We start from the raw sequence: 22,908 nt of genomic DNA on the forward strand, positions 1-22,908 counted from the left end.
CAGAGATTTCGCAGCCATTCACCAAACAGACGACATACAGCTTGAGTGATCCGCTGCGACTACATTAAGCGGCTACCTGAGCCAGTGCTAGATAGCCACTCAGGGTGAGAGATCAGTTAAGAGCGACGCGACGACCATCTTTGTATGTATACAAAGTGACCGCCGGGGTAGTCAACTCCCCCTTGGATGTGAAAGCAATGTTAGCTGTAACACCCTTGTATTCCGTTTTCGAGATGAACGCGTTGAAAACCCTGGGATCAACAGAGTTAGCGCGCTTCATCGCATCCGCCAACACCATCGTAGCGTCGTAAGCGTATGGACTGTAGATCTGGAATTGACCAGGGAACTTAGCGTCGTAGCGTTTTTTCCAATCAGCCCCACCTTGCATTTTGTCTACGGAAGCACCACCCGTAGCGCATGTGACATTCTTGAGCGCTTGAGTTTTACTTGCCAGCTCGGGTAGCTTTTCAGTGCACAGAGCATCACCTCCGAAATACTTCACGCCAGACAACCCCAGCTGCTCCATTTGACGCAACATAGGCCCAGCTTGAGCATCCAATCCACCGTAAAAGATGGCATCAGGCTTTTTGTTCTTGATGGAAGTCAAGATAGCCATGAAGTCTGTGGCCTTGTCGTTGGTGAATTCTTCACCGACAACCTTGACGCCTTTTTGTAGCGCTGTAGCTTTAAAAACTGACGCGACACCCTGCCCGTAAGCAGTGCGATCATCAATGATCGCCACTGTTTTAATTTTGAGGTGGTCAGCACCGAACAACGCCAACGCAGCACCCAGAGCGTTGTCGTTGGCAATCAGTCGGAACGTTGTCTTGTGTCCAGGCTTTGTTAAGTCTGGATTGGACGCAGACGCCGTGATGTGAGGCATGTCGCATTTGGCATAGACAGCTGAAGCTGGAATCGAAGTTCCAGACTGCAGGTGCCCCACCACACCAGCTACTTTTTGATCACACAATTTCTGCGCAACTGCAGTAGCTTGCCGTGGGTCTCCGGCATCGTCTTCTGCCGCGAGTTCAAATTTGATCTTCTTTCCACCAATGACCAACGCTTGAGCATTCAGATCCTCAACGGCCAAGCGAACCCCGTTTTCAGTATCTTTTCCAATGTGGGCAATCCCACCTGACACCGGGCCACCATGCGCGATTTTTACAACTTGAACGTCTTGAGCATGTGCCGTTCCAGCGATAACTGCACAGGCAGCCGCAGCTCCGAGGGGAAGAGAAACTAAACGAAGCATGTTTTGATGAAATACAGGAAAAACAAAAGACACGAAACGATCTCCAAAATTGATTGACTTGGGTTTTCGCACTCTGAACGCCCGACTGAGCGACCAGCATGTTAGCAAGCCCAACTCTTGTGGGGGACAGATGCTATGTTCACATATTAGTCCACTTCAAGATTGCGCATATTGACGAGGCGTTTAAAGCAGCGTCTGAGATGCGCTTTTCTACCGAGAACGATAATTGAGACATGTCCCTACTTCCCCACCAGCTCGAACTGCTATCGCCTGCGCGCGACACAGACATTGGCATCGAAGCCATCAACCACGGCGCCGATGCCGTCTACATCGGCGGCCCGGCCTTTGGCGCGCGGGCCAGCGCGGGCAATGACATCCGAGACATTGAGCGCCTGGTGAAGCACGCCCACCGCTTCAACAGCCGCATTTTCATCACGCTCAACACCATCCTGCGCGACGATGAGCTGGAGGCCGCGCGCCAGATGGCCTGGCAGGTGTACGAGGCGGGCGCGGACGCGCTCATCATCCAGGACATGGGCCTGCTCGAAATCGACCTGCCCCCCATCCAACTGCACGCCAGCACCCAGACCGACATCCGCACGCCGGAGAAGGCCCGTTTTCTGCAGGACGCAGGCCTGTCGCAAATCGTGCTGGCACGCGAGCTGACGGTGCAGCAGATTGCGGCAGTCCACAAAGCGCTGGGCCCGGTGGATGCGCCCGGCCGCGCCAACATCGAGTTCTTCATCCACGGCGCGCTCTGCGTGGCCTACAGCGGCCAGTGCAACATCAGCCATGCGCAAACGGGCCGCAGCGCTAACCGCGGCGACTGCAGCCAGGCCTGCCGCCTGCCCTATCAGGTGACGGACGCGCAGGGGCGCATCATTGCGCACGACAAGCACGTGCTGAGCATGAAGGACAACAACCAGAGCGATAACTTGCGCGCCCTCATCGACGCCGGCGTGCGCAGCTTCAAGATTGAGGGCCGCTACAAAGACATGGGCTATGTGAAGAACATCACGGCCTACTACCGCACCTTGCTCGACGAAATCATCGAAGAGCGCGAGGCCCAGGGCCGGCCGCTGTCGCGCTCGTCCAGCGGGCGCACCACTTTCACCTTCACGCCCGACCCGGCGCAAAACTTCAACCGCGAGTTCACCGACTACTTCGTCACCGGCCGCAAGGAAGATATCGGCGCCTTCGACACCCCCAAGAACCCTGGCCAGGCAATCGGCTGGGTGACCAAGGTGGGCCCCGATTTTGTGGAGCTGGAAGTGAGCGACCCCGCCACCGTGCTGCACAACGGCGATGGGCTGTGCTACTACGACCTGCACAAGGAGCTGGTGGGCATGGCCATCAACGTGGCCGAGCCCGTGTCGGCACGCAGCGTAGGCCAGTGGCGCGTGTACCCCAAGGACCCGATGGAAGGCTTCAAGGACCTGCGCAAGGGCACCGAGATCAACCGCAACCGCGACATGGACTGGGTGCGCACGCTCGAGAAAAAATCCAGCGACCGCCGCATCGGCCTGTGGGCGCACCTGAGCGAAACGCCCAGCGGCTTCAGCCTGATGCTGACCGACGAAGACGGCAACGCGGGGTGTGCCGAGGTACAGCAGCCGCATCAACCCGCCACCGATGCCACCAAGGCCGAAGCCAGCCTGCGCGAGCAGCTGGGCCGCTTTGGCGCAACGGTGTTTGCGGTGCATGACATTGCGCTGCAGTTGTCACAGCCCTGGTTTGTGCCCGCGTCAGTGCTCAACGCCCTGCGCCGCGATGCGGTGGCCGATCTGGAAGCCAACCGCGCCCGCAACTTTGCCCGCCTGCCACGCGCGACACCGGTGGAGCCCCCTGTGCCCTACCCCGAAGACACGCTCTCGTTCCTCGGCAACGTGTTCAACCATAAGGCCCACGACTTCTACGTGCGCCACGGCGTGAAGGTGATCGCTGCAGCCTACGAGGCGCACGAGGAGGAAGGCGAAGTCAGCCTCATGATCACCAAGCACTGCGTGCGCTTTTCCATGAGCCTGTGCCCCAAGCAGGCCAAGGGCGTGACCGGCGTGCAGGGCACCATCAAGGCCGAACCCTTGATGTTGATCAATGGCAAGGAAAAGCTGACCTTGCGTTTTGACTGCAAGCCCTGTGAAATGCACGTGGTGGGCAAGATCAAGCGCCAGGTGCTGAACCAGGTGCCAGAAGCCCCGCTCCAGTTCTACAAAGCCCGGCCGCAAGTCGCGCACTAAGACAACGCGAAGAAGTCCTTGTGTGGGCGTGCGGCCCGTTTCACCGATTGCCGCATGTTCCCATCCACCGCGCCGCACCTGCACCCTACCGAGGCCGTCGCCCAGGCCCATGGCGTCAACCCTGACGCAGGCCTGCATGCCGAAGAGGCGCAGCGCCGCAACGCCACCCATGGCGCCAATGAACTGGCTGCATCCCAAGACCGCCCCTGGTGGCGTCTGCTGGCCGACCAGTTCAAGGACTTTATGGTGCTGGTGCTGCTGGGCGCGGCCGTCATATCGGGGCTGGTGGGCGAAGTCACCGACACGCTGGTGATCCTCGTCATCGTAGTGCTCAACGCCGTCATCGGCTTTGTGCAGGCCTGGCGCGCCGACCAGGCCATGGCTGCGCTGCGCCAGCTGGCGGCGGCACACGCCACCGTGCTGCGCGGCGGCATGGTGCAGGTCCTGCCCGCTACTGAGCTGGTGCCCGGCGACATCGTGCTGCTGGAGGCTGGCAACCAGATCCCGGCCGACCTGCGACTCATCGAGATTGCGCAGCTACAGGTGGACGAATCGGCCCTCACGGGTGAATCCGTGACCGTGGCCAAGCAGACCGAAGCCCTGGCGGCCGAAGACGTGGGCGCGCTGGGCGACCGCACCAACATGGCCTTCAAGGGCACCACGGCTACGCATGGCCGCGCACGCGGGCTAGTAGTGGCCACCGGCATGCACACCGAGCTGGGCAAGGTCGCCACGCTGCTTGACACCGGCGACCGCAGCACGCCGCTGCAACTGCGCCTGGCAGCCTTTGGCAAGCGCTTGGCCATCGCGGTGCTGGGCATCTGCGCCGTGATTTTTGTGGTGGGCATCCTGCGCGGCGAAGTGCCCCTGCTCATGGCGCTGACAGCCATCAGCCTGGCCGTGGCTGCCATCCCCGAGGCCCTGCCGGCCGTGGTCACGGTGCTGCTGGCCCTGGGTGCGCGCCGCATGGTGGCCGTGCACGCGCTGGTGCGGCGCCTGCCGTCGGTGGAAACGCTGGGGTCGGTCACCACCATCTGCTCGGACAAGACGGGCACGCTCACGCAGAACCGCATGCATGCCGAGCTGCTGGTGGCGCACGGTGTGCGCTGGGTGCCCGGCGACCCCCTGCCCGGTGCGGCCCACGCCGAGGCCCTGCGCGCCGCCGCACTGTGCAACGACGCCACGCTCCAGGCAAAGAGCGAAGAGGGTCCGTCAGGCACCCAGTGGCTGGGCGACCCCACCGAAACCGCGCTGGTGCTGGCCGCCCACGCGGGCGGGCTGGACAAGGCCCAGCTCGACGCCGCCAGCCCCCGCGTGCAGGAGCAGCCCTTCGAATCCGACCGCAAGCGCATGACGACCTTCCACCGTGCAGCGCACGGCTTTGTGGCCTACACCAAGGGCGCGCCCGAATCCTTGCTGCCCCGCTGCACCGCCCACTGGACGCCCGAAGGCGCTGCCGCCCTCGACACCGCCCGGGTCCTCGCCACCGCCCAGCAGCTGGCCGCCCAGGGTCTGCGCGTGCTGGCGCTGGCCCGCCGCAGCCACGCCCGCCTACCCGACACCAACGATATCGACGCGGTAGAAAACCAGCTGGAGCTGCTGGGCCTGATCGCCCTTATCGATCCACCCCGCCCCGAGGCCCAGGCCGCAGTGCGCGACTGCATCAGCGCGGGCATCACGCCGGTGATGATCACGGGCGACCACCCAGCCACCGCACGCGCCATTGCGCACCGGCTGGGTATCGCGCGCAGTGCCGATGCTCCGGTACTCACCGGCGCCGACCTGGCCACGCTGGACGACGCCGCGCTGCGGGCCAAGGTGGAGCAGGTGCAGGTCTACGCCCGCGTGGACCCGGCGCAAAAGATCCGCATCGTCGAGGCCCTGCAGGCCCAGGGCCACTTCGTCGCCATGACCGGCGATGGTGTGAACGACGCCCCGGCGCTCAAGCGCGCCGACATCGGCGTGGCCATGGGCCAGGGCGGCACGGACGTGGCGCGCGAGGCGTCGAGCCTGGTGCTGCTGGACGACAACTTCGCCACCATCGTCGCAGCGGTGCGCGAAGGCCGCCGCATTTACGACAACATCCGCAAGTTTGTGCGCTACGCGATGACCGGCAACTCGGGCGAGATCTGGACCATCTTCCTTGCGCCGCTATTGCTGTTGCCCATTCCTCTGCTGCCCATCCACATCCTGTGGGTCAACCTGGTCACTGATGGCCTGCCGGGCCTGGCGCTGGCGGCCGAACCGGCCGAGCGCGGCATCATGCAGCGCCCGCCCCGCGCGCCGCGCGAGAGCTTGTTTGCGCATGGCATGTGGCAGCACATTCTGGGCGTGGGCCTGCTCATTGGCGGGCTGTGCCTGGCAGTGCAGGCCTGGGCCCTGCACACCGGCCACGCGCGCACTGGCAAACCATGGTGTTCACCGTGCTCACGCTGGCGCAGATGGCGCATGTGATCGCGATCCGGTCCGAGTCCGAGCCCATCTGGCGCCTGGGCCTGTGGAGCAACCGCCCGCTGCTGTGCGCCGTGCTGCTCACCTTTGCGCTGCAGTTGGCGACCATCTATGTGCCCTGGCTCAACCCCATCTTCCGCACCGAACCACTGAGCCTGGGCGAGCTGGCGCTGTGCATCGGCGCCGCGCTGGTGGTGCTGGTGGTGGTCGAAATCGAGAAGGCATGGCGACGCAGCCAGCCGCAGCGGCGCACCACGCCAGAGCCCAGCGACAGCGCCCTGGACGAGCCTGCGACCTGAGGGTGCTCTGGGCACGCAATAACGTCATAAGCACATAGCCAACGATTCGATGACGCCGTGGGCCAGCGGTGCCAGAATGGCCCGCGCCATCGGCACATTCGGCTTCGCCCCCGGCACGGGTGGAGGCCGGTTGCCCCACTCCCTTCCCTTCAACGAAAGAGACAGCTTCCATGAAAATCGAAACCCTGGCCGTACACGCTGGCTACAGCCCCGACCCCACCACCAAGTCTGCCGCCGTGCCCCTGTACCAGACGGTGGCCTATGCGTTTGACAGCGCCCAGCATGGGGCCGACCTGTTCGACCTGAAAGTGCCGGGCAACATCTACACGCGCATCATGAACCCCACCACTGACGTGCTCGAAAAGCGCGTCGCAGCACTCGAAGGCGGCGTGGCCGCGCTGGCCGTGGCCTCGGGCATGGCGGCCATCACGGCAGCCATCCAGACCATTGCCGAGGCCGGCGACAACATCGTCTCCGCCAGCACGCTCTATGGCGGCACCTACAACCTGTTTGCCCACACCTTCCCGCAGCAAGGCATCGAAGTGCGCTTTGCCGACCCGCGCGACCCCGCCAGCTTTGCCAAGCTGATCGACGTGCGTACCAAGGCCGTGTTCTGCGAATCCATCGGCAACCCGCTGGGCAACGTGACCGACATCGCCGCGCTGGCCAAGGTGGCGCACGACCACGGCGTGCCGCTGATCGTGGACAACACCGTGCCCAGCCCCTACCTGTGCCGCCCCATCGAGCACGGCGCCGACATCGTGGTGCACGCGCTCACCAAGTACATGAACGGCCATGGCAACAGCATCGGCGGCATCATCGTGGACAGCGGCAAGTTCCCCTGGGCCCAGCACAAGGAACGTTTCAAGCGCCTGAACGAGCCCGACGTGAGCTACCACGGCGTGGTCTATACCGAGGCCCTGGGCCCGGCGGCGTTCATCGGCCGCGCACGCGTGGTGCCGCTGCGCAACATGGGCGCGGCGCTCTCGCCGTTCAACGCCTGGCTGACGCTGCAGGGCATCGAGACCCTGCCGCTGCGCATGGACCGCATCTGCGACAACACGCTGGCGCTGGCGAAGTTCCTGCAAAGCCACCCCAAGGTGGAATGGGTGCGCTACGCGGGCCTTCCCGACCATGCCGACCACGCCGTGGCGCAACGCCAGATGGGCGGGCGCGCATCGGGCATCCTGAGCTTTGGCCTGAAGGCCGGTGACGCTGACCCACGCGCGGCAGGCGCCCGACTCCTAGATGCACTGGGCCTGTTCACGCGCCTCGTGAACATCGGCGATGCCAAGTCGCTGGCCACGCACCCAGCGTCCACCACCCACCGCCAGCTCAACCCCGAGGAGCTGGCCAAGGCGGGGGTCAGCGAAGGTATGGTGCGCCTGTCGGTGGGCATCGAGCACATTGATGATCTGCTTGCAGACCTAACAGGCCGTTGAAAAATCCCCCGCCGACGCTGGCGTCGGCCAGTACGATCTGAAGCCATCGGCGAACAACCCAGACGAGGACGATGAGAGGCAACCAAGACTTCCAGGGGGCGATGTTCAGCTACATCAGCCTTGAAGAGCGCGTGCCGCAGACACACCCGCTGCGCAAACTGCGCGCCGCAGTCGATGCGCTGCTGGCGACGATGAACCGCGAGTTCGACGCGGTGTACGCCCGCCGGGGCCGCCCCTCGGTGCCGCCGGAGATGCTGCTCAAGGCCCTGCTGCTGCAGATCCTGTTCTCCATCCGCAGCGAGCGCCAGTTGGTCGAAGCGGTCAACTACAACCTGCTGTACCGCTGGTTCGTGGGCCTGAACATCGAGGACAAGGTCTGGGACCACTCCACCTTCAGCGCCAACCGCGAGCGGCTCTTCAACGAAGACTTGGCCCGCGCCTTCTTCGAGCGGGTCAAGCACACCGCCGATTGGGCGAAGTTGACCAGCGACGAACACTTCAGCGTGGACGGCACGCTGATCGAGGCCTGGGCCTCGCACAAAAGTTTCAAGCGCCGGGACGACGACCAAACCCCGACTGAGGGGCGCAATCCCGAGGTGGACTTCAAAGGACAGCAGCGCTGCAACGACACCCACGCCAGTACCACGGACCCCGATGCCCGGCTGTTCAAGAAGAGCGCGGGCGACAAGGCTCGCCTGTGCCACATGGCGCACATCCTCATGGAAAACCGCAACGGTCTGATCGTGGACGTGGAGATCACCCATGCCAGCGGCACCGCCGAGCGCGAGGCGGCGCTGGCCATGTTGAAGCGTCGGGACAACAAGAACAAGCGGGCTACGGTCGGGGCCGACAAGGGCTACGACAGCAAGGCCTTCATCAAGGGCTGCCGAAAGCTCAAGGTCACGCCGCACGTGGCGGCCAAGGACAAGCACTCGGCGGTGGATGCCCGGATCACCCGACACGAGGGCTACAAGACCAGTCAGAAGGTGCGCAAGCGCATTGAGGAGGCCTTTGGCTGGATCAAGACCGTGGGTGGTCTGGCCAAGACCAAGCTCATCGGTCAGGCCAAGCTCACGGGTCAGGCGCTGCTGTGCTTTGCCACCTACAACCTGGTGCGCATGGGCAGCATCGGCGGCTGGTGGGACGCGCATCATGCGTGAGCCCGGGGATACGTGCGCCCGAAATGGGCGAGATGGCCTGCAAACAGGCCAGATTGGCCGGTGCAATCGCTGCGCAGACGCGTCTGGGCCACTCGTTTCTTCGAAAACAGCGTCCCTGATGCGTTCGATGCCCACTTTTTCAACGGCCTGCTAAAGAATGCACTAGATCAAGTGTGATGACCTGCCAATGCTCGAAGACCTATCCATGACGCCATTCCGCATTCACAGATAGCCGAGCGCCCCACGTAGGCACGAGGCGCTGATGCCTTGCGGGCACAATGCGCGCATGGATCAAGACAGGGCCAAATCCCCCGAACCCGCACCACTACGGCCCCTTCCCGTATTGGTTCGGGGCATTCTCTTGGTATTTGCCATATTCAATTTGGCACTGGGAATAGTGGGTATCTTTGTTCCCGGGCTGCCCACCACGATGTTCATCTTGTTGGCGGCCTGGGCCGCCGCAAAGAGTTCCCCGCCCCTTTACCGATGGCTGTGGAATCATCGGTTGTTCGGCCCAATGCTTCAAAACTGGGCCAGTGGCGGTTGCGTCAGCCGCAAGGCCAAATGGACAGCTTCAGCAGTGATGTCATCGAGCGTGGTCATCCTGTTGTTCAGCAACGCACCTCGCTGGGCAACTGCTACAGCCATTGCGTGCATGGCCATTGTCTTGGCTTGGTTGTGGCGCCGCCCTGAGCCTTGAAGACAGAGTCTTCAAACAAAACGCGAGAATGTTGAGGAGCACACAATTTTGTGTATATAATCTAAGTCTTGTTCCTCGATAGCTCAGTCGGTAGAGCGCCGGACTGTTAATCCGTAGGTCCCTGGTTCGAGCCCAGGTCGAGGAGCCAAAAATTTAGATAGCTTTGCAAATCTCAGTAAAGCAAAACCATACCGATTATTCCTCGATAGCTCAGTCGGTAGAGCGCCGGACTGTTAATCCGTAGGTCCCTGGTTCGAGCCCAGGTCGAGGAGCCAATCAAAAACCCTGCACTGCAAAGTGCAGGGTTTTTTTTTGCCCGAACATCTATGCAGACGACAAATACGGAATCATGACCAACTCCGTCTAAAACGCTAGGGTCTGTTGAGAATCATTCTGAGATGCGTGAATGGATGTGATGCAATAGGCGCATGAGCATTCGATGGGTACTGACAGACGAGCAATGGGCCAAGATGGAGCCTCAATGCCTTGGCAAGCCAAGTGATCCTGGACGCAGCGGCACAGACAACCGCCGCTTCGTTGAGGCAGTGCTGTGGATTGCCCGCACAGGCAGCCCCTGGCGAGACCTGCCGCCAGAGTTCGGCAAGTGGAACACGGTGTTCAAACGCTTTAGAGACTGGGTTAAGGCCGATGTGTTCCAACGTCTGTTCGATGCAGTGAGCGAGCAGCCGGACATGGAATATGCGATGGTGGATGCCACGATTGTGAAAGTGCATCGGCACGGCCAGGGGGCAAAAGGGGGACTTCGGGCCAGGCCATAGGCCACTCGAGGGGCGGCATGACCACGAAGATACTGGCGCTGACGGATGCATTGGGCAATCTGGTGAAGTTCGTCTTGATGCCAGGGCAGCGCCACGACACCAAAGGGGTCAGAGAGCTGATTGCCGATGTGCGCTTTGATGCCTTGCTTGCCGACAAGGCCTTCGATGTGAATTGGCTGATCCAGGAGTTGGGTAAGCGCGGGGCGCAGGTGGTGATCTCACAGATGCCCCGCAGGAGAGCGCCACTGGAGATTGACCTGGAGGTCTACAAATGGCGCCACTTGATCGAGAACTTCTTTTGCAAGCTCAAGGAGTTCAAACGTATCGCAATGCGCAGCGACAAGACGGATAGCAGCTTCGCAGCGATGATCTATCTCGCAGCTGGGGTTATCAACTCTCGGTAATTCTCAACAGACCCTAGCTTAGTCACACTTGAACCGCTCGCTGAAGATTTCTATCTGCATAACCTATGGACGTCGCACTGCCTTGGCTCGCCCCTGGGGACCCATTCCCCACACCTGAATCCGCATGGGGACTTGATACACCGGCGCCGGGACTACTGGCCGCAGGCGGCACACTCGATACCGAGACTTTGTGTCGTGCCTACGCTCAAGGTACCTTTCCCTGGTTTAGCCATGGTCAGCCCATTCTCTGGTGGGCTCCAGACCCACGGATGGTGCTCCAGGTGAACCAGTTCAAGCTACACCCTTCGTTGCGCAAGACTCTCAAAAAATTCCAAAAATCGCCAGAGTGCTCAGTCACTGTAGACAAGGCGTTCTCACGGGTGATCCGAACTTGCGCCACCCAGAGCAGAAAAGGTCAAAACGGTACTTGGATCGTTCCATCCATGGTGGAGGCATATGAACAACTTCATGCCCTGGGCGTGGCGCACAGCGTGGAAACCTGGGTCGATGACAGGTTAATCGGAGGTCTTTACTTCGTAGCACTGGGCAAGGCGGTGTTCGGCGAATCCATGTTTGCACATGTGACAGACGCCTCGAAAATTGCACTGGCTGCATTGGTGTGCATCGCAAAAGCGCAGGGCGTGCCTTGGATCGACTGTCAACAAAACACCAGACACCTGGCATCTTTGGGGGCAGCAGAAATACCACGCAAAGCATTCGTTGCTGACATTCAGGCCCTTTCAAGCGAACCGGACCCTCAATGGTTTTTTGAATCCGTATACTGGTCGCAGTTACTGTCCCGCTGAAACAAGGCATGACGCAACTCAATGACCTGCCACTGCACACGCTGCAGTACTACGCTACGGCGCCCTACCCCTGCAGCTACCTGCCAGACAGGGTGGCACGCTCGCAAGTAGCAACCCCCAGCCACCTCATTCAGAATTCCGTTTATTCGGACTTGGTGAACAAGGGATTCAGGCGCAGCGGCATGTTCACTTACCGCCCATATTGCGATGGCTGCCAAGCCTGCAAGCCATTGCGCATCGTCGCTGATGAGTTTTTGCCTGATCGCAGTCAGCTAAGGGCGCAGGCACGCCATCAGCACCTGCAAGCCCACATCTTGCGTTTGTGCTTCCTTCCCGAGCACTATCAGCTGTACCAGCGCTACCAAAAAGCCCGACATCCTGGTGGCGGTATGGATCAGGACAATATTGACCAGTACACGCAGTTTCTGCTGCAAAGCAGAGTCAATTCGCGATTGGTGGAATTTCGAGAGCCAGGGCATGACGGCATACCGGGAACACTCAAAATGGTCTCCATTCTCGATGTGCTAGATGACGGGATTTCGGCGGTCTACACGTTCTTTGAGCCAGATGAGCGTTCAAGCTACGGGACTTACAACGTGCTCTGGCAGGTAGCACAGGCACGAAAACTGAGCCTCCCTTATGTTTACTTGGGGTATTGGATCCAAGAAAGCCCAAAGATGGCTTACAAAGCCCGCTTCAAACCCAGCGAAATCCTGGAAGACCAGCGCTGGCAGCGACAGGCATCTGGCTGACACTCACGCAAGGCGGGATCACATTTCACAAGGTAAGATGCAGTAGCACATGCTGCGTCATAGCCCATGAAAAAAATAGATTCAGATATCCCAGCGAAACCAAGCGTACAAGTCCTTGAACGGATGTTTACCCTGATAGATGTCTTGGCCTCACGCGAAGATGCCATCTCATTGAAGGAAATCAGTGAAAAGACAGGGCTGCACCCCTCCACCACACACCGCATCCTGAACGACTTGACCATCGGTCGATTTGTTGATCGACCAGAATCTGGCAGCTATCGCCTAGGAATGCGCCTGTTGGAGCTGGGCAATCTCGTCAAAGCCCGCTTGAGCGTGCGAGATGCTGCATTGGTGCCTATGCGCAACCTGCACAAGCTCATCCAACAACCCGTCAACCTGAGCATGCGCCAAGGAGACGAAATTGTTTACATCGAACGGGCCTACAGTGAGCGATCTGGTATGCAAGTGGTTCGCGCCATTGGCGGCAGAGCGCCTTTGCACTTAACCTCTACCGGAAAATTATTTCTGGCACTGGATGACCCGCAACGCGTACGCGCTTACGCAACCCGTACTGGGCTGGCCGGGCATACCCGCAACAGCATTACCCAACTACCCATTTTGGAGCGCGAGTTGGCAAAAGCACGGCAATATGGCATTGCCCGCGACAACGAAGAACTGGAATTGGGCGTTCGATGCATTGCCGCCGGCGTTTATGACGACCAAGGCAAACTGGTGGCAGGCCTTTCGATTTCTGCACCAGCGGATCGGCTGGACGAAGGCTGGCTACCAAAACTTCAGGCCACAGCGCAAGAAATTTCATTGGCACTGGGATACACGCCCGACCGCACAGCGAGCCCCTGAAATAGCAAAGCCCAGGGCACCTTCGATACCCTGGGCTTCAAAAGCGCCGGCTATCAACCGTGGCTTCCTTTTTGGGCCGTCATCTTGGGCGCTCCAAAAGCGCGGGCTGACTCCACCCAGTTTCTCACCCGCTCTGCATCTCCCAGACGGCTGAACTTACCCGCAGAGTCCAGGAAAACCATGATCAGCTTGCGTCCTGCAACCTCGGCCTGCATCACCAAGCAACGACCGGCTTCGGAGATGTAGCCTGTCTTCTGAAGACCGATGTCCCAAGTAGGGTTTTTCACCAGACCATTCGTGTTGTTGTACTGCAGCGTCTTGCGCCCTACAGCCACTTCATAGCTGGGCGACGTAGACAACTCCCGCAGCACTGGATCCCCATGAGCCACATTCACCAGGGTGGCTAGGTCACGTGCACTGGCTTGGTTCTGGCTTGATAAACCAGTCGGTTCCACATAACGCGTATCTGTCATGCCAAGCATGCGAGCCTTCGCGTTCATGAGGCTCACGAACGTAGCCAAGCCGCCGGGGTAAGTACGTCCAAGGGCATGCGCCGCACGATTCTCGCTGGACATCAACGCCAAGTGGAGCATCTCGCCACGGGTCAGGGTAGTGCCTACGCTCAAACGGGACCGGCTTCCCTTTTCTGTATCTACATCATCCTGGGTGATGGTAATGGGTTCATCCATCGGTAACTTGGCCTCGCTGATGATGAGACCTGTCATCAGTTTGGTGAGGGATGCAATCGGCAAAACAGCATGATCGTTCTTGCTCAGCAACACTTCACTCGTGTCTTGGTCAATGACCAAGGCAACGCTCGACTTCAAATCCAAGGGATCAGACACCTCATGCAACCCAGCCATCTGCCCAAATGACAACTTGGCCGGGACCGCCGGAGCACGCGAAACAGCCGAAGCCTTGACGGGGCGAACCCCGGCTTTCGCACTCACGCGCCGACGGTCGTTGGCCTGGCGATCAGAAGAACGCAGGGTCACGGCCACACGGCGATCAGCAGTTTTTTTGGTGGAGGCGGTGGCTGAAGGTGCCACCTTTTTGACGGTAGCTCGCTTGCGCTCTGCGGCATTTGCAGAGGGGGCGATGAGCGCGGAACTGACGATGACAAGACCCAAGATGGAGGCAATCCGGCTCACTGCGGTGCGAAAGCGATGTTGCATCCAGGTGCTCCAAACGTAAAGGAATGTGTGGCAGTGTACAGAATCAAAAAAAGTCGCGCAAGATCAAGACCTTGCACGACTTTTAACGAAATTGGTTGAATTATAAATTGCTTACTCAACCTTGGGCGGCCACTCTGTCTGCTTTACTTTGTAATTTATTCAGCGCGCTCAGATAAGCTTTGGCAGAGGCCACCACGATGTCAGGATCGGCACCCACGCCGTTGACGACGCGGCCGCTGTTTTGCAATCGCACCGTCACTTCGCCTTGACTCTCTGTGGAGCCACTGATGGCGTTCACAGAATAGAGCACCATCTCGGCACCACTTTTGACGTGCGACTCAATCGCCTTCAACGATGCGTCCACAGGACCGTTGCCAACAGACTCTCCACGCACTTCCACGCCATCTACCGTGAAAACTACGCGGGCACGTGGCTGCTCACCAGTTTCACTTTGCTGAGCCAACGATACAAACCCATATTGCTCGCGCTCACTGGTAACACTCTCATCGCTCACCAGGGCCAGAATGTCCTCATCAAAGATCTCGCTCTTGCGATCAGCAAGTTCCTTGAAACGAGTGAACGCCGTGTTGAGTTCCGTCTCGCTCTCAAGACTGACGCCCAGTTCCTGCAAGCGTTGCTTAAAGGCGTTACGCCCGCTAAGCTTGCCCAGCACGATTTTGTTGGCACTCCAGCCCACGTCTTCCGCACGCATGATTTCGTAGGTGTCACGGGCCTTGAGCACACCGTCCTGGTGAATACCAGAAGCGTGTGCAAAAGCGTTGGCGCCGACCACCGCCTTGTTGGGCTGCACCACAAAGCCAGTGGTCTGGCTGACCATGCGGCTGGCCGCCACGATGTGCTGGGTGTCGATCGCCAAATCCAGGTTGAAGTAATCACGACGGGTTTTGATGGCCATGACCACTTCTTCCAACGAGCAATTACCAGCGCGTTCGCCCAGCCCGTTGATAGTGCATTCCACCTGACGCGCACCACCAATCATCACGCCAGCCAGCGAGTTGGCTACAGCCATGCCCAAGTCGTTGTGGCAGTGCACAGACCAGATGGCCTTGTCGCTATTGGGAATACGCTCACGCAGCGTTTTGATGAAGTTGCCGTACAGCTCAGGAATTGCGTAGCCCACCGTATCAGGCACGTTGATGGTAGTTGCACCCTCCGCGATGACCGCCTCCAGCACACGGCACAGAAAATCTGGCTCGCTGCGGTAGCCGTCCTCAGGGCTGAACTCGATGTCGGCCACCAAATTGCGCGCAAAGCGTACCGATTGCTTTGCTTGCTCCAGCACCTGCTCCGGAGTCATGCGCAGCTTCTTCTCCATGTGCAACGGAGACGTGGCGATGAAGGTGTGAATGCGCGCTGAATTGGCACCCCTGAGAGCCTCGGCAGCACGGGAAATATCGCGGTCATTGGCGCGGGACAGCGAGCAAATGGTCGAGTCCTTGATGGCATTGGCGATGGACTGCACTGCCTCAAAATCACCGTTCGAGCTGGCAGCAAACCCGGCTTCGATCACATCCACCTTCAGACGCTCCAGCTGGCGCGCAATGCGCAGCTTCTCGTCTTTGGTCATGGAAGCCCCGGGGGACTGTTCACCGTCACGCAAAGTGGTGTCGAAAATGATGAGTTTGTCTGCCATGTCGTCTCTCCTGGTACTGGTGGGGTTAACCCGCAACGCTTGAAATTGGATGCCCAAAGAAAAAGGCCCGTTGCGGGTGCATACGGGCCTTTGAGAAAAAGTGTGCGCGTGCGCCTACCGTCTCCGCCCGTGGGGAGATAGCAGTAGAGCCAGTGCAAACATATTCATGCATTGCAATGTAGCACAAGTCATCCATCTGCCTTACCCTCATTTGTGAAGCCCACGCTCTTCGGGCTCATCGGTGGAGGTGCTGATCACACTGCTATGCTGACCCTTGGCCTTGCGCCAGGCATAAACGCCATAGCCGCTCATGCCATACAGAACAAAAATGCCAAACAGCACGATGGGGGGATGGATATTGATGACGGCAATCACCAGCGCGATGAGCACGATGGCTGCGAAAGGCACGCTCTTTTTCATCTGCACGTCTTTGAAGCTGTAGAACGGCACATTGGTGACCATGGTGAGACCCGCATACAGCGTGAAGGCAAACATGATCCACGTGATCTGCGACCAGCTAAGCCAAGAATCCTCACCCGGCCGCACGCCCAGTTCGGTCATCAACCAAATAAAGCCAGCCACCAACGCCGCAGCCGCAGGAGACGGCAGACCTTGGAAGTAACGTTTGTCCACGACCCCAGTGTTCACATTGAAGCGAGCCAGACGCAACGCAGCGCAAGCACAGTAGACAAACGCAGCAGTCCACCCCCACTTGCCCAAACCCTGCAACGCCCACTCATAGGCAATCAAGGCCGGTGCGGCGCCAAACGACACCATGTCCGAGAGCGAATCCATCTGTTCGCCAAAGGCACTCTGGGTGTTGGTCATGCGGGCCACGCGCCCATCCAGGCTATCGAGCACCATGGCACAGAAGACACCCACAGCGGCCATGTCGAAGCGGCCATTCATGGCCATCACAACGGAATAAAAGCCCCCAAACAAAGCCGCCAGCGTGAACAGATTGGGCAAGATATAGATACCCTTGCGCCGCTTGCGCACCGAGACACCGTGGTTGTTGCGGGACTCATTGCCATCGTGCATCAAACAAACCTCCAGCGCTTTGTGGACAAGCGCAAACAGCTATTATATTTGTAGCAACGCAGAATCCCGGGAAGCTGCGATGTCCACCACCCTCAAACGGGCAAAGGACGAGTGTAGCCGTTACCCATGCTGCGATCGACCAATGAAAAGGGCCACCGAAGTGGCCCTTGGATTCTGCAAGGCAAGATCAGTTGCGGGTCTGGTCCACCAGCTTGTTCTTGGCGATCCAAGGCATCATGGCGCGCAGCTGAGCGCCCACCAATTCGATGCTGTGGTCGGCGGTGTTGCGGCGGCGGGCGGTCATGCTTGGATAGTTCAAGCGGCCTTCCTGGATGAACATCTTGGCGTAGTCACCGTTCTGGATACGCTTGAGCGCATTGCGCATGGCGGCGCGCGATTGCTCATTGATCACTTCAGGGCCGGTCACGTACTCGCCGAACTCGGCGTTGTTCGAAATCGAGTAGTTCATGTTGGCAATGCCGCCTTCGTAGATCAGGTCCACGATGAGCTTGAGCTCGTGCAGGCATTCGAAGTAGGCCATTTCAGGAGCGTAGCCAGCTTCAACCAGGGTTTCGTAACCCATCTTGATCAGCTCAACAGCACCGCCGCACAGCACGGCTTGCTCACCGAACAGATCGGTCTCGGTTTCTTCCTTGAAGTTGGTCTCGATGATGCCGGCCTTGCCGCCACCGTTGGCCATGGCGTAGCTGAGAGCCAGGTCACGGGCCTTGCCGGACTTGTCTTGGTGCACAGCCACCAGGTGGGGCACGCCGCCACCTTGGGTGTACGTGTTGCGCACAGTGTGGCCGGGAGCCTTGGGGGCGACCATCCACACGTCCAGGTCAGCGCGGGGCACGACCTGGTTGTAGTGAACGTTGAAACCGTGGGCGAAGGCCAGCGAGGCACCTTGCTTGATGTTGGGGGCCACGTTGTTGTTGTAGACCTCGGCGATTTGCTCGTCAGGCAGCAAGATCATGACCACGTCAGCAGCCTTGACTGCATCGTTGACTTCCATCACGGTCAGGCCAGCCTTGCCAACCTTGTCCCAGGAAGCGCCGCCTTTGCGCAGACCCACCACGACCTTCACGCCGCTATCGTTCAGGTTTTGCGCGTGGGCGTGGCCCTGCGAGCCGTAGCCGATGATGGCAACAGTCTTGCCCTTGATCAGGCTCAGATCACAGTCTTTGTCGTAGAAAACTTTCATGGGTAGCTCCGGTTGAAATACGTTGTAAAGGATAAAAGTTCGGGATTGTCTTACACGCGCAAGATGCGCTCGCCGCGGCCAATGCCGCTGGCGCCCGTGCGCACGGTTTCCAGAATGGCAGCACGGTCAATGGCTTGCAAAAAGGCGTCGTTCTTGGACTGATCGCCAGTGAGCTCGATGGTGTAGCTCTTCTCGGTCACGTCGATGATGCGGCCGCGGAAGATGTCGGCCATGCGCTTCATCTCTTCGCGCTCCTTGCCCACGGCACGCACCTTCACCATCATGAGCTCGCGCTCGGTGTAGGCGCCTTCGGTCAGGTCCACCACCTTCACCACTTCGATCAGGCGGTTCAGGTGCTTGGTGATCTGCTCGATCACGTCGTCAGAACCCGTGGTCTGGATGGTCATGCGCGACAGCGAGGGGTCTTCCGTGGGGGCCACGGTCAGGGACTCGATGTTGTAGCCACGGGCAGAGAACAAGCCCACAACGCGGGACAAGGCGCCCGCTTCGTTTTCGAGCAAAACGGCAATGATGTGTTTCATGATGATGAGATTCCTCTTTTCGCTGCCCTCCCCTGCGCACGGTAATGCGCAGGCTTGACAGACAATAGATTCGTCAAAAAATGCTATCAATTAGATAGCTGCTAGCGCTTTACAGAAAAGCGCTGGAGGCCGATTTTGCTTAAAGGTCTTCCGAACCCAGCAGCATTTCGGTAATGCCCTTGCCGGCCTGCACCATCGGGAACACGTTCTCGGTGGGATCGGTACGGAAGTCCAGGAACACGGTGCGGTCCTTGAGCTTGCGGGCTTCGCGCAGCGCGGGCTCCACGTCCTGAGGGCGCTCAATGAGCAAGCCCACATGGCCGTACGCTTCTGCCAGTTTCACGAAGTTGGGCAACGCGTCCATGTAGCTGTGGCTGTAGCGGCCCGAGTATTCAATCTCTTGCCACTGGCGCACCATGCCCAGGTAACGGTTGTTCAACGCACAAATCTTGATCGGTGTGTTGTACTGCAGGCAGGTGGACAGTTCCTGGATGTTCATCTGCACCGAGCCTTCGCCGGTGACGCAGAACACTTCAGCATCGGGCTTGGCCAACTTGATACCCATGGCGTAAGGAATACCCACGCCCATCGTGCCAAGACCACCCGAGTTGATCCAGCGGCGCGGCTCATCAAAGCGGTAATACTGGGCAGCCCACATCTGGTGCTGACCCACGTCCGACGTGATGTAGGCATCTGCGTCTTTGGTCATGTTCCAGAGCGTTTCAACCACGTACTGGGGCTTGATGACATCAGGCGAGCCCATGTCGTACTTGAGGCACTGGCGACTGCGCCAGGCTTCAATCGTGTCCCACCAAGCCGACAGCGCACCCGCATCGGGGCGCGTGCTGCTCTCGCGGATCATGGAGATCAGCTCGGTCAACACATCTTTGACATCGCCCACGATCGGCACGTCCACCTTGACGCGTTTGGAGATGCTGGAAGGATCGATATCGATGTGGATGATCTTGCGATCGTTTTGCGCAAAGTGCTTGGGATTCCCGATCACGCGGTCATCAAAGCGCGCCCCCACCGCCAGCAGCACGTCGCAGTTCTGCATGGCGTTGTTGGCTTCAATAGTGCCGTGCATGCCCAGCATACCGAGGAACTTGCGGTCAGAAGCCGGGTAAGCCCCCAGGCCCATCAGCGTGTTGGTGACGGGGTAACCCAGCATGTCCACCAGCGTGCGCAACTCGTTCGTCGCGTTGCCCAGCAACACGCCGCCACCGGTGTAGATGTAGGGACGCTTGGCGGCCAGCAGCAGCTGGAGCGCCTTGCGAATCTGGCCGCTGTGGCCCTTGCGCACGGGGTTGTACGAGCGCATTTCTACGCTTTGTGGATATCCCGTGTAAGGCACTTTCTTGAAGGAGACGTCCTTGGGGATGTCCACCACCACAGGCCCTGGCCGACCGGAGCGGGCAATGTGGAATGCCTTCTTGAGCGTCATGGCCAGATCGCGTGGATCTTTGACCAGGAAATTGTGTTTAACGATGGGGCGCGTGATGCCGACCGTATCGCATTCCTGGAAAGCGTCCAGACCGATGGCTGCCGTGGGCACCTGACCAGAGATGATCACCATCGGGATGCTGTCCATGTAGGCGGTAGCGATGCCGGTCACGGCATTCGTGAGGCCCGGGCCGGATGTCACCAATGCCACACCCACTTCACCGGTGGCGCGGGCATACCCGTCTGCAGCGTGCACTGCGGCCTGTTCGTGGCGCACCAGCACATGCTGAATGGTGTCTTGCTTGTAGAGAGCGTCGTAAATATAGAGAACAGCTCCGCCTGGGTAACCCCAGATGAACTGAACATTCTCTGCTTGAAGCGACTTGACGAGAATCTCGGAACCCATCAGATCCTGCGAAGTGTTCGCGGATGCCTGTGCAGCGGCTGCCACTGCGAGTTCTGCTTTGGAAATTTCCATGATCAACCTTTGTGAATTTCTCTAACGAAAAACCTTGGGTGCTCCTCGCACGCGCTCTTGTGAAGCCAGCTTGGAACTTGAGGCCAAGGACATAGGCGGGATGATTGCCGCGCCGGACCGTGACCCGTTTGCCTTTTGAATTGCTCGCAGATTATCGCACTGCAACACAAGCTCACACGCTGCCTTTCAAAAAAAACATCAAAAATGAGATAATCGAGGGCTTACCAGCCTGTGGGTGTTGTTAGCACCACCAACCATGGCGCTGCACCATTGCGGGCCCATTTGTCTTGGCAACTGAACAAGAACTCTCCGATTTCCTCAAAAGCGTAGAAAAGCGCGCATTCAAGCGCTCGCTTTACCACGTGCGTAACGAGGAGGCGGCCCTGGACATCGTGCAAGACAGCATGCTCAAGCTGTCGGAGCACTACGGGGACAAGCCGGTCGCCGAGCTACCCATGCTGTTCCAGCGCATTCTTTCCAACTGCACCCTGGACTGGTTTCGCAGGCAAAAGACCCGCAACGCACTGTTTTCGAACATGAGCGACTTCGAAGGCCCAGGCGAAGATGGCATGGATTTTGATTTGCTAGAGGCATACTCTGGCCCAGACAACGGAGAGCGCGCAGAAAGCGCCGAAGACGAAACCACACGAGCCCAGACGTTTCGCGAGATAGAAACAGAGATTCAGGAGCTCCCCGCACGTCAACGGGAAGCGTTCCTCATGCGTTACTGGGAAGAAATGGATGTTGCAGAAACAGCCGCCGCTATGGGCTGTTCCGAGGGAAGCGTAAAAACACATTGTTTCAGAGCCATCCAGACACTGAGCAAGGCACTCAAGGCCAAAGGAATCGAGTTATGAACACCGCACCCCACCCCTCTAACGACGCAGCCGCAGACCTGTTTGCTCGCCGGGTTGCGGCACGAATGACGCAAGGCACTGAAGACCTGCCCTACGACATCAGCGAACGCCTGCGGGCCGCTCGCATGCAGGCACTGGCCAAGCGCAAAGTGGTAGCACCGGTGCGCAAAGCAGCTCCCGTGGTGCTGCACTCCGGCTCCACAGCTATTTTGGGACGCGGAAGCGACGGCGGCTGGTGGAACGCACTGGTGTCAGCCATCCCCCTCATGGCGTTGGTGATTGGACTATTCGCTATAAATGCGGCCCAAGACGAAAATGGGCTCAATGAAGTGGCAGAAGTGGATGCAGCCTTGCTCACCGATGACCTGCCCCCTGAGGCATATGCCGATCCAGGATTCATGCAATTTTTGAAAACTGCTGCCGCGCGCAACTGACGCGCTTTCACACTCCGCCCACCGCCTGCATGCAAACAGAACAAACCGCCGCGCTCACCAACACGCCAGCCATCGTGCTGGCTTTGGTGCTTTTGGGCGCCATGGCGGTTGCGAGCGTACAAGTAGCGCAGTACGTTCTTCTTGCGCCAGGCACGCTGCTGCCTGCAGCGCCTTCCAAGCCCGTGACCAAGCTGCGGCCTGCTGCGGCTACGGGGCTTCAGCCTTCAGAGGCATTCACCGAAATGGCCTCGGGCCCTGGTTGGGAAACCCTCTCAACACCCCAAAAACTGGCGCTCTATCCGCTGGCAGAGCGATGGGCTGTTTTGAGCGAAAGTCAAAAGCGCCGCTGGCTCGCGCTGGCACAGACCTTTGAAACGTTGCCGCCTGAAGAGCAGGAGAAACTGCACAACCGCATGACCGAGTGGTCAAGCTTGAGCGCTCGGCAACGCAGCCAGGCACGCCTGAACTATGCAGACGCGCAGCGGCTGGCGCCCAATGACAAGCGGGCCCACTGGGAGGCTTATCAGGCACTGAGCGATGAAGAAAAGCGCTCACTGGCTGCTGATGCTCCCACCAAGCCTGCGGGAGCGGCGCCTGCTTTGCGCCCCGAGTCTCCCAAGAAACTGGTGCAGGTTCCCGCAGCCGCGCAAGCAGGGCCGGCCCGGGCCAACCCACCAAAGATCACACCGACGGACCCGCACCTGCCGCGTACCTTGGTGGTCGTCCCCGTGCCAGCAACCACCCCACCAGCGGAGCCTGCCCGAGCACCAGCGGCACCCATTGTGGTGGAGACGACCCCGGTTTCCACGCCTTCGGCCACCCCCTCCTCGCTGCCTCCGCTGCCGAGCGGTCCGGCTGCATCGGAGCCCGCACCAGCCCCTGCACTGCAACCCCGGCCGGAAGATATTGGCTACCAGCCGCAGTGATACCCTTCAGG

The 22,908-nt window shown here is 59.5% G+C and carries 17 protein-coding genes, 2 tRNA genes and 2 pseudogenes; 14 read left to right on the forward strand and 7 right to left on the reverse strand.

All coding sequences use genetic code 11. The annotated features are described in order from the left end of the window. Positions 1-112: 112 nt before the first annotated feature. The gene (locus BDD18_RS00810; protein ID WP_066698908.1) at positions 113-1,252 is read right to left on the reverse strand and encodes a branched-chain amino acid ABC transporter substrate-binding protein; all 1,140 of its coding nucleotides are present in this window, start codon (positions 1,250-1,252) and stop codon (positions 113-115) included. 233 nt (positions 1,253-1,485) lie between these two features. Here BDD18_RS00810 and BDD18_RS00815 point away from each other — a divergent pair, with 233 nt between their 5' ends. From BDD18_RS00815 to BDD18_RS00870, 11 genes and pseudogenes are all read left to right on the forward strand, one after another. After that, positions 1,486-3,489 carry a peptidase U32 family protein gene (locus BDD18_RS00815; protein WP_142080842.1) on the forward strand — a complete coding sequence of 668 codons (2,004 nt, stop codon included), beginning with the start codon at positions 1,486-1,488 and terminating at the stop codon, positions 3,487-3,489. Between the two features lie 54 nt (positions 3,490-3,543). Continuing rightward, positions 3,544-6,239: pseudogene (locus tag BDD18_RS00820) on the forward strand (cation-translocating P-type ATPase). 170 nt (positions 6,240-6,409) lie between these two features. Beyond that, positions 6,410-7,681 carry an O-acetylhomoserine aminocarboxypropyltransferase/cysteine synthase family protein gene (locus BDD18_RS00825; protein WP_142080844.1) on the forward strand — a complete coding sequence of 424 codons (1,272 nt, stop codon included), beginning with the start codon at positions 6,410-6,412 and terminating at the stop codon, positions 7,679-7,681. A gap of 71 nt (positions 7,682-7,752) precedes the next feature. Beyond that, on the forward strand, positions 7,753-8,841 hold the full coding sequence (locus BDD18_RS00830) for an IS5 family transposase (protein WP_142080708.1): 1,089 nt from the start codon (positions 7,753-7,755) through the stop codon (positions 8,839-8,841). A 286-nt stretch (positions 8,842-9,127) separates the two neighbouring features. Next, on the forward strand, positions 9,128-9,541 hold the full coding sequence (locus BDD18_RS00840) for a YbaN family protein (RefSeq protein ID WP_082758600.1): 414 nt from the start codon (positions 9,128-9,130) through the stop codon (positions 9,539-9,541). A 72-nt stretch (positions 9,542-9,613) separates the two neighbouring features. Next, positions 9,614-9,689, forward strand: a tRNA-Asn gene (locus BDD18_RS00845). A gap of 51 nt (positions 9,690-9,740) precedes the next feature. After that, positions 9,741-9,816 (forward strand) — tRNA-Asn (locus BDD18_RS00850). 195 nt (positions 9,817-10,011) lie between these two features. Further along, positions 10,012-10,724, forward strand: a pseudogene (locus BDD18_RS00855) (IS5 family transposase). Between the two features lie 65 nt (positions 10,725-10,789). Next, on the forward strand, positions 10,790-11,530 hold the full coding sequence (aat, locus tag BDD18_RS00860; RefSeq protein ID WP_142080846.1) for a leucyl/phenylalanyl-tRNA--protein transferase: 741 nt from the start codon (positions 10,790-10,792) through the stop codon (positions 11,528-11,530). An 8-nt stretch (positions 11,531-11,538) separates the two neighbouring features. Next, positions 11,539-12,282 carry an arginyltransferase gene (locus tag BDD18_RS00865; protein WP_066696491.1) on the forward strand — a complete coding sequence of 248 codons (744 nt, stop codon included), beginning with the start codon at positions 11,539-11,541 and terminating at the stop codon, positions 12,280-12,282. Between the two features lie 66 nt (positions 12,283-12,348). Continuing rightward, a complete protein-coding gene (locus BDD18_RS00870) occupies positions 12,349-13,143 on the forward strand; it encodes an IclR family transcriptional regulator (RefSeq protein ID WP_066696493.1) in 795 nt (264 codons plus the stop codon). 53 nt (positions 13,144-13,196) lie between these two features. Here the strand turns inward: BDD18_RS00870 and BDD18_RS00875 are convergent, their stop codons facing one another. From BDD18_RS00875 to BDD18_RS00900, 6 genes are all read right to left on the reverse strand, one after another. Further along, complete coding sequence (locus tag BDD18_RS00875) at positions 13,197-14,318, reverse strand: serine hydrolase (protein ID WP_142080848.1); 1,122 nt, start codon at positions 14,316-14,318, stop codon at positions 13,197-13,199. Positions 14,319-14,433: 115 nt separating this feature from the next. Further along, entirely contained in the window at positions 14,434-15,972 is a 1,539-nt protein-coding gene (locus BDD18_RS00880; protein WP_066787940.1) for a 2-isopropylmalate synthase, read from the reverse strand. 207 nt (positions 15,973-16,179) lie between these two features. Next, the gene (pssA, locus tag BDD18_RS00885; RefSeq protein ID WP_142080851.1) at positions 16,180-17,013 is read right to left on the reverse strand and encodes a CDP-diacylglycerol--serine O-phosphatidyltransferase; all 834 of its coding nucleotides are present in this window, start codon (positions 17,011-17,013) and stop codon (positions 16,180-16,182) included. Positions 17,014-17,200: 187 nt separating this feature from the next. Continuing rightward, positions 17,201-18,217, reverse strand: a complete 1,017-nt coding sequence (gene ilvC / locus BDD18_RS00890) for a ketol-acid reductoisomerase (RefSeq protein ID WP_142080854.1) — start codon at positions 18,215-18,217, stop codon at positions 17,201-17,203. Positions 18,218-18,267: 50 nt separating this feature from the next. Next, complete coding sequence (ilvN, locus tag BDD18_RS00895; protein WP_044396337.1) at positions 18,268-18,759, reverse strand: acetolactate synthase small subunit; 492 nt, start codon at positions 18,757-18,759, stop codon at positions 18,268-18,270. 139 nt (positions 18,760-18,898) lie between these two features. Continuing rightward, positions 18,899-20,680 carry an acetolactate synthase 3 catalytic subunit gene (locus tag BDD18_RS00900; protein WP_142080856.1) on the reverse strand — a complete coding sequence of 594 codons (1,782 nt, stop codon included), beginning with the start codon at positions 20,678-20,680 and terminating at the stop codon, positions 18,899-18,901. 287 nt (positions 20,681-20,967) lie between these two features. Between BDD18_RS00900 and BDD18_RS00905 the strand changes: the two genes are divergently transcribed. From BDD18_RS00905 to BDD18_RS00915, 3 genes are read left to right on the forward strand one after another with little or no spacing between them, the layout of a single operon-like run. Further along, the gene (locus tag BDD18_RS00905; RefSeq protein ID WP_044396330.1) at positions 20,968-21,537 is read left to right on the forward strand and encodes an RNA polymerase sigma factor; all 570 of its coding nucleotides are present in this window, start codon (positions 20,968-20,970) and stop codon (positions 21,535-21,537) included. Further along, complete coding sequence (locus BDD18_RS00910; RefSeq protein ID WP_066788674.1) at positions 21,534-21,971, forward strand: DUF3619 family protein; 438 nt, start codon at positions 21,534-21,536, stop codon at positions 21,969-21,971. The genes BDD18_RS00905 and BDD18_RS00910 overlap by 4 nt, the downstream gene beginning before the upstream one ends. Before the next feature lie 29 nt (positions 21,972-22,000). After that, complete coding sequence (locus tag BDD18_RS00915) at positions 22,001-22,897, forward strand: DUF3106 domain-containing protein (protein WP_142080858.1); 897 nt, start codon at positions 22,001-22,003, stop codon at positions 22,895-22,897. Positions 22,898-22,908: the final 11 nt, after the last annotated feature.

Source organism: Acidovorax temperans, from assembly GCF_006716905.1.
Taxonomy (GTDB): domain Bacteria; phylum Pseudomonadota; class Gammaproteobacteria; order Burkholderiales; family Burkholderiaceae_C; genus Acidovorax; species Acidovorax temperans.

Coding starts and splice junctions, on each gene's coding strand:
- BDD18_RS00810 (WP_066698908.1), bottom strand. CDS start 1,252: ATGCTTCGTTTAGTTTCTCTTCCCCTCGGAGCTGCGGCTGCCTGTGCA.
- BDD18_RS00815 (WP_142080842.1), top strand. CDS start 1,486: ATGTCCCTACTTCCCCACCAGCTCGAACTGCTATCGCCTGCGCGCGAC.
- BDD18_RS00825 (WP_142080844.1), top strand. CDS start 6,410: ATGAAAATCGAAACCCTGGCCGTACACGCTGGCTACAGCCCCGACCCC.
- BDD18_RS00830 (WP_142080708.1), top strand. CDS start 7,753: ATGAGAGGCAACCAAGACTTCCAGGGGGCGATGTTCAGCTACATCAGC.
- BDD18_RS00840 (WP_082758600.1), top strand. CDS start 9,128: ATGGATCAAGACAGGGCCAAATCCCCCGAACCCGCACCACTACGGCCC.
- aat (WP_142080846.1), top strand. CDS start 10,790: ATGGACGTCGCACTGCCTTGGCTCGCCCCTGGGGACCCATTCCCCACA.
- BDD18_RS00865 (WP_066696491.1), top strand. CDS start 11,539: ATGACGCAACTCAATGACCTGCCACTGCACACGCTGCAGTACTACGCT.
- BDD18_RS00870 (WP_066696493.1), top strand. CDS start 12,349: ATGAAAAAAATAGATTCAGATATCCCAGCGAAACCAAGCGTACAAGTC.
- BDD18_RS00875 (WP_142080848.1), bottom strand. CDS start 14,318: ATGCAACATCGCTTTCGCACCGCAGTGAGCCGGATTGCCTCCATCTTG.
- BDD18_RS00880 (WP_066787940.1), bottom strand. CDS start 15,972: ATGGCAGACAAACTCATCATTTTCGACACCACTTTGCGTGACGGTGAA.
- pssA (WP_142080851.1), bottom strand. CDS start 17,013: ATGCACGATGGCAATGAGTCCCGCAACAACCACGGTGTCTCGGTGCGC.
- ilvC (WP_142080854.1), bottom strand. CDS start 18,217: ATGAAAGTTTTCTACGACAAAGACTGTGATCTGAGCCTGATCAAGGGC.
- ilvN (WP_044396337.1), bottom strand. CDS start 18,759: ATGAAACACATCATTGCCGTTTTGCTCGAAAACGAAGCGGGCGCCTTG.
- BDD18_RS00900 (WP_142080856.1), bottom strand. CDS start 20,680: ATGGAAATTTCCAAAGCAGAACTCGCAGTGGCAGCCGCTGCACAGGCA.
- BDD18_RS00910 (WP_066788674.1), top strand. CDS start 21,534: ATGAACACCGCACCCCACCCCTCTAACGACGCAGCCGCAGACCTGTTT.
- BDD18_RS00915 (WP_142080858.1), top strand. CDS start 22,001: ATGCAAACAGAACAAACCGCCGCGCTCACCAACACGCCAGCCATCGTG.